Annotated in this window: 6 protein-coding genes; all 6 read right to left on the bottom strand. The window is 66.5% G+C overall.

Translation table 11 applies throughout. The features are described 5' to 3' along the window. A partial coding sequence (gene cobI / locus B3873_RS19570) for a precorrin-2 C(20)-methyltransferase (protein ID WP_286868417.1) occupies positions 1-573 on the bottom strand: 573 nt, incomplete at its 3' end. Next, positions 570-1763, bottom strand: a complete 1194-nt coding sequence (gene cbiD / locus B3873_RS19565) for a cobalt-precorrin-5B (C(1))-methyltransferase CbiD (protein ID WP_286868414.1) — start codon at positions 1761-1763, stop codon at positions 570-572. The genes cbiD and cobI, both read right to left, overlap by 4 nt. Next, positions 1760-3337 carry a precorrin-8X methylmutase gene (locus B3873_RS19560; RefSeq protein ID WP_286868411.1) on the bottom strand — a complete coding sequence of 526 codons (1578 nt, stop codon included), beginning with the start codon at positions 3335-3337 and terminating at the stop codon, positions 1760-1762. The genes cbiD and B3873_RS19560 overlap by 4 nt, the downstream gene beginning before the upstream one ends. Further along, complete coding sequence (locus B3873_RS19555) at positions 3334-4059, bottom strand: cobalt-precorrin-7 (C(5))-methyltransferase (RefSeq protein WP_286868408.1); 726 nt, start codon at positions 4057-4059, stop codon at positions 3334-3336. The genes B3873_RS19560 and B3873_RS19555 overlap by 4 nt, the downstream gene beginning before the upstream one ends. 13 nt (positions 4060-4072) lie before the next feature. After that, a complete protein-coding gene (locus B3873_RS19550) occupies positions 4073-6055 on the bottom strand; it encodes a putative cobaltochelatase (protein ID WP_286868406.1) in 1983 nt (660 codons plus the stop codon). Then, positions 6052-6613 (bottom strand): cobaltochelatase subunit CobN (locus B3873_RS19545; RefSeq protein ID WP_286868403.1); only part of this gene is annotated, 562 nt, incomplete at its 5' end. The genes B3873_RS19550 and B3873_RS19545, both read right to left, overlap by 4 nt.

The raw sequence follows: 6613 nt of genomic DNA, 5'->3' as shown, positions 1-6613 counted from the left end.
CTCGCGCAGCAAGGCCAGCACCCAGGGCAGGCGCGCGCCGACTTTCATCAGCACGACGATGTCATGGCCTTCGATCTCGGCGCGCAAGGTGGCGGCGTCTTCCGGACAAGGGAGGATCAACGTGCGCTCCTTGCCCACCCCCAGTGGCCATTCCAGCGCGGCTGCGGCTGCGGCGTAGCTGGTGATGCCGGGCAGCGTCACGCAATCACACTCGGGATACAGGTCACGCACCGCCGCCAGCACATAGCCGTAGGTCGAATAGGTCAGCGCATCACCGATGGTGAGATACACCACCTGCAGGCCCTCACGCAGTTGCGCCGCCAGTTGCTGGCCCAGTTGCGCGTAATGTTCCTGCAGGACCTGGCGATCCGGATCCATGTTGAATTCGATTTCGCACAGGCGGCTGCGGTCGAACTCCACGCCTTCCAGGCATTGCAGGGCCACCGACAAGTCCGCGCCACGCGCACGCGGAATGTAGATCACATCGGCCGACCGCAGCGCTGTGAGCGCCGCCAGCGGCAGATAGCCGGCCGGACCGGGACCGACACCGATCCCCGTGAGACGCCCGCTCATGCGCCCTCTCCCAGTTGCCGTCCGTCCAGATCGAACAGCCGCACCACGATGCGTTCAACCGCCGGCACGCGCGCCTGGGTGAGCGCCGCAATGCGGGCTTCGATCTCGCACCAGAGGCGGCGCGACAACGCGGCATCCTGCTGGCGCACCAGTTCTATGATTGCTTCCACCGTATTGGCTTCCTTCATCTGCTGCAGCAGGGCGGCGTCAAAGCAGACGCCCTGCCCCGCCGCGTTCATTTCTTCGGCCACGCGGGCCACGCCCTGCATGGCCATGTTGCTCTTGCTGGAGTGCGTATCCCACACCCCATCCAGCACCTTGGCCAGTTTGCCCGGATGCCCCGCCAGCCACAGCAGCGGCAGCGTGCGGCCCTCTTCGGCCAGTGCCTTTTGCGTGAAGTCCAGCGCATCGCCGAGGAAATTGGCGATCTGCACGCTGCGCTTGTCGGGCAGGCCCAGCGTCTGTGCCACGAAGACACGGCCGATCTTGCCCGGCAGGTAGGCCACCGCATCGCCCGGCGCACAGGCGGCCAGGGCTACGCGGATGTAGACCTCGATGGAGGCGATCCACGAGGCCATCGACATCGGTTCCACAATGCCCGAGGTGCCCAGGATGGAAATGCCGCCGACGATGCCCAGCTTGGGATTGAAAGTCTTGGGCGCAATCGAGAGACCTTCGCGACAGCCGATGGTGAGGTCGAATCCGCAAGAGCTTGCCTCAGGCGGCAGCTCCGCCAGCACCTCCGCCACGGCCGCGCGCATCATGGCACGCGGCACCGGGTTGATGGCCGGCTCACCGACCGCTACGCGCAGGCCGGGCATGGTGGCCGTGCCGACGCCCTCGCCCGCGAAGAAGCGGATCTCGCCCCCGGCATTGCGCCGCACCTGCGCCACAATGGTCGCGCCGTGCGTATTGTCGGGATCATCGCCACCGTCCTTGAGCACTTCCGCCTGCGCGGTATCGGCATCGATCATGCTCACGGACTGGATCGGCACACTCAGGTAATGCAAGCCATCCGGCAGACTCACTTCGGTCTGCTGCACCGTCATGCCCGCCAGCAGGCGGTACAAGGCCGCACGCACCGCAGCGGTGGCGCAACTGCCGGTACTGCGTCCGCGCCGCAGGCCATTGGGCGCCAGCACGGACAGGTCGTACTCGGCACGCTGCAGCTCGCCGCTGGCCTCGTTCACTGCACGCCTTCGCTCTGCGCTTCCTGCGCGACCAGCCAGGCGATGGCATCGATCATCAGCGCATTGACCACGCTGGCCGCCCAGGGCGAGCCGCCGCGCGTGCCGCTGTTGGTGATGCGCGGCACCTGCAGGCAGCGGCGCAGTTCATCCTTGCTCTCGCGCGTGCCGACAAAGCCGACCGGCAAGCCGATCACCAGTTGCGGCCGCCAGCCATGGTCGCGGATCAGGCGCACTGCCTCGGTGATGGCCGTGGGCGCATCACCGATGGCCAGTACCATGTCGTTGCCAAACTTTTGCCAGGCACGCCGGATACCGGCGGCCGAGCGGGTCATGCCCAGGTTCTGCGCCATCAGGTGCGATTCGGGATCGTGCACGCCGCACCAGGTTTCCACGCCCAGCTGTTCCAGCACGGCGCGCTTGAGACCGGTCTGCACCATGGTCACATCCGTTACTACCCGCTTGGTGCGCAGCAAGGCCTTCATGCCGGCCTGTACGGCACCGGCGGAAAAATAGATTTCATCAGCCACGGCGAAATCGCCGCTGGTGTGGACCAGGCGCTGCAAGACCGTCAGGTGATCGGGCGGGAAGCCGCTCCAGTCGCGTCCGGCCTGGATGATCTCCATGCTTTCCGCTTCGATGGGATGGGGCACGTAAGGGGCCGTGCCTGCCGTGGCCTGCGCCAGCTGCTCGCGCGCGGACAGATCGCGCACCTGCAGGTGATGCGCGCGCTGCGGCTCGCCGACCTGCTGCTCGAAGCCGACGATCTGCACCCGGTACTTGCAGAGCGTGCAGTTCATGGCGGCACGGCCTTCAGCGGCATCACGCGCGCGTTCCAGCATCACATCGGCCACGTGCGCATGCACGCCCAGATAGGCGGCCTTGAGCACTTCCACGCCTCGCTCGCGCTGTGCCAGTTCATCGGCAGCAGCGTAGATACGCTTGACCAGCACGCCATCGAAGAGGAAGAACGGCAACACCACCAGACGCTGCCAGCCTTCGCCAGCGGCCTGGGACAAGCCGTCCCGCACCAGCGGCGTGGCCGTGCCCGAGAAACAGACCTTGACGCCACCAAAACCCATGCCCTCCTGCACCATGCGCGCCAGCTTGGCGATCTCGCCATTGGCGTCCGGGTCGGTGGTACCACGGCCGACCAGCACAAGGCAGGCATCCTGGCGATGGATGATTTCTTCAGAACCGGCTTCGGCTTCCACCACGCGCTGCTGCACCAGTTGCAGCAGCAGCGGGTGCAGGTCCATGGGCGCGCCGAAATGGAAATCGACCTGCGGATAATCGCGGGCCAGTGCCAGCAGTTCGGCCGGCATGTCGTTCTTGGCGTGGCGCGCGCCCAGCAGCACGCCGGGCACCACCGCCACTTCGGTGGCGCCGTCGGCCACGCAGGCGGCGGCCGCTTCCGAGATCGTGGGGGCCGCAAATTCCAGATAGCCATGGCGCACGATGCGGCCCTCGGCGCGATCCCGCACCAGTGCGACCAGTGCCTCGAATTCCCGCAGGGCATCGGGATCGCGGCTGCCGTGGCCGGCGATCACGACGGCCGATTGGCGCGTGGCGCTCATGCCGGGGCTCCCGCTGCCACCTTCTCCGGCGGCGGTTCAATCTGGCTGTCCATGGGCGTCAAGGTGCGGATGAGCATGATGCTCATGTCGCTGAATTCCTTGTCAGCACAATCGGCGAGCTTGCCGTGCCACTCGGCATCGCCCCGGGTCAGGTTTTCCCATACCTCCGTGGGATGGTCGGGATTGACGCCCTGCTGCAGCAGATAAGTCGCAATGTGACGCGGCATGAAGGAGCGCGCCGCATCCCACGGACAAGGGATGACGATGGCATTGCGTCCATCGTTCAACACGTTCACCAGATGGCGCTTGAAGGGCTCCAGATCGCCGCGCCGATGGAAGGTGATGAAGGTCGTTTCATCAAAGCACACCCGCGCCTTGGAAGCGAGGATCTGCGCCGAGGAAATGCCCGGCAGGGTTTCCACGCGGTGGCCGCAGGCACGCTCCACGCGCTCCAGGTACTGGAAACCGCTGAAATGGATATCGCCCATGAAGACCACCACGCAGCGCTTGCCCGCGTGATGCAGGGCAGCGACTTCGTCGAGTTTGGCAACCTGGTCGCGATAACCCATCAGCACGACCTGCGCGCTGGCGGGGATGAGGTCCTTGACCACATCGACCACGGCATTGAAGCCGGCCACCACGTCAGCATTGCGGATCAGTTCCGCGCCGCGCATCGTCAGGTAGGAATGGTCGCCGGGTCCGGCGCCGATGCAGATGATCATGTGTTTTCCTTGTTCAGCGCGCGCCCAGTTGCGCGCGCACGGTCAACGCCAGGGCGTCGCCGGTCAATTGTTCGAGGGTCAGGCAAGGCGCACCCAGCGCCTCGGCCAACTGGGCCGCACGGCCCAGGCGCAGGTAACCGGCTTCGGTGTCCAGCACCAGGGCTGGTACGCCCTGTGCGGCCAGCGTCTGTGCAGCTTGCAGGGTTTCGGTCCAGGGGTCGCCGCTGCTGCCGGGCAGGCTGACGTTGGCCTTGCCGTCGGAGAGGATCACCAGCAGCGGCGGTGCTTCCTGCGCGCTTTGTTGGGCGGCTTGCTGCAGCACTTGCGCCGCCAGTTGCAGCGCATGCGGCAACGGCGTGCGGCCGCCGGTCGGCAGCTCGCGCAAGCCCTGCTCGGCCAGATCGGCGCTGCGCGTCGGGGCCAGCAGCAATTGTGCCTGCTCGCCACGGAAGGCGATCACGGCCAGTTGATCGCGGCGCTGATAAGCATCGGTCAGCAGCGCAAGCACCGCGCCCTTGACCGCTTCCATACGCCGTTGTGCGGCCATGGAGCCGGAAGCATCGACCACGAAGACGATCAGGTTGGCCCCCCGTCCGCTGCGGACCTGGCGATGCAGGTCGTCGCGCGTGACGGTGAGGGGCCCGTCCGTCTCGCCCGCCAGTGCGCCGCGCACGGCGGCACTGCGCAGGGTAGCACCGATGGCCAGGCGGTCAGGATTCGCATCGGGCACGGCGCGCACGGCGTTGCCCCGGTTGGCATCGGCGACCGCGCTGCGGCGGCCGCTGGCTGCATTGGCGGCGGCTTGCGGCGTCGCAGCCACGCTGATTCTGCGGACCGTACCCGCTGCGGCAACGGCGAAGGTCTGTTGTCCGCCCTCGCCTTCCTGCTCCTGTTCCTGCTGCGGCTCATCGGAGGGAGGCGTCTCTGCCGCATCTTCGCCCCGGGTATCGCCATGTTCAGTCTGCGGCTGCGGCGGCTCGGGCTGGCGCGCCTGGTCGACCAGGTCATCCAGCTTGTCCTCGTCCATGCCGGTCTGCTCGAAGGGCTTGCGGCGGCGGCGATGCGGCAGCACCAGCAAGGCGGCCTCACGTACGTCGTCGGGCGTGACCCGGGTGCGGGCTTGCAGGGCGGCGATGGCGCGGGCGGTCTTGTGCATGACGATGTCGGCCCGCAGGCTGGCCACCTCGAACTCGCAGCAGAGATGGCTGATCAGCTCCAGCATGGCATCGTCCAGCACCACGTCCGGCAGCAGGCGCTGGGCCTCGGCCAACTGCGCAAGCAAGGCGTCCTGCTGCGGCTGCCAGCGCTGCGCAAAGGCGGCGGGATCGGTCTCGAAGGCAATGCGGCGACGTACCACCTCGGCGCGCACGGTCTTGTCGGTCGGTGCGCTCACTTCCACCATGAGCCCGAAGCGGTCCAGCAATTGCGGCCGCAGATCGCCCTCTTCCAGATTCATGGTGCCGATCAGCGTGAAGCGCGCCGGATGGCTGACGGAGATGCCCTCGCGCTGCACTGAATTGACGCCCATGGCGGCCACATCCAGCAGCACATCGACCAAGTGGTCGGCCAGCAAATTGACTTCATCGATGTAGAGGATGCCGCGATGGGCCGCTGCCAGCAGGCCGGGCTGGAACGCGCGCTGGCCACCTTGGAGCGCCTGCTGCAGGTCGAGCGAACCGAGCACGCGGTCTTCGGTGGCGCCAAGTGGCAAGGTCACGAAGGGTACGGTGTCCTGGCGCTGTACCGGGTCTGTATTGCAAACTGTACAGGCACTGGCCGGATGGCCTGGCGCGCAATGGAAAGCGCAGCCCTCGCTCAGGATGATCGGTGGCAGTACCTGGGTCAGCCCACGGGCAGCGGTACTCTTGGCCGTGCCCTTGTCGCCGCGCACCAGCACGCCACCGATGCCGGGGTCAACCGCACACAGCAGCAGCGCCTGCTTCAGCAGCGGCTGGCCGACAATGGCCGCGAAGGGATAGGCATTGAACGCCGTCATTGCATGTCCTTGGTGTGTTCACTGCCGCGCACGGTTTCACCGCGTGCTTCCAGCAGGGCTTCACTGTGCAGGTACAGTGAGCGCAACTGTTCGATGGTCTGTACTGCAGGTGTCTGCCACATGCCACGGCTGGCGGCTTCCAGCAGGCGCTCGGCGATGGCGTTCTGGGCCCAGGGGTTGGCCTGCTCCAGGAACTCGCGCATGGCCGGATCGAAACCATAGGTCTCGGCCAGTTGCTGGTACATCCAGTCTTCCATCACTTGCGCGGTGGCATCGTAGCCGAACAGGTAATCGACGGTGGCCGTCAATTCGAGGCCGCCCTTGTAGCCATGGCGGCGGATGCTGGCCAGCCACTTGGGATTGACCACGCGGGCGCGGAAGACGCGCAGGGTTTCTTCCTTCAGGTCGCGCACTGCAGCGCGCTGCGGGTCGTGGCTGTCACCGAAATAGTGGCGCGGCTGCTGGCCGGACAAGGCGCGAATGGTGGCGATCATGCCGCCGTGATATTGCAGGTAGTCGTCGCTGTCGAAGATGTCGTGTTCGCGGTTGTCCTGGTTG

Origin of the sequence: Herbaspirillum sp. UBA812 (genome assembly GCF_002296545.1) — a bacterium.
Lineage (GTDB): Bacteria > Pseudomonadota > Gammaproteobacteria > Burkholderiales > Burkholderiaceae_D > Herbaspirillum > Herbaspirillum huttiense.
This window is presented reverse-complemented; position numbering and strand designations above follow the sequence as displayed.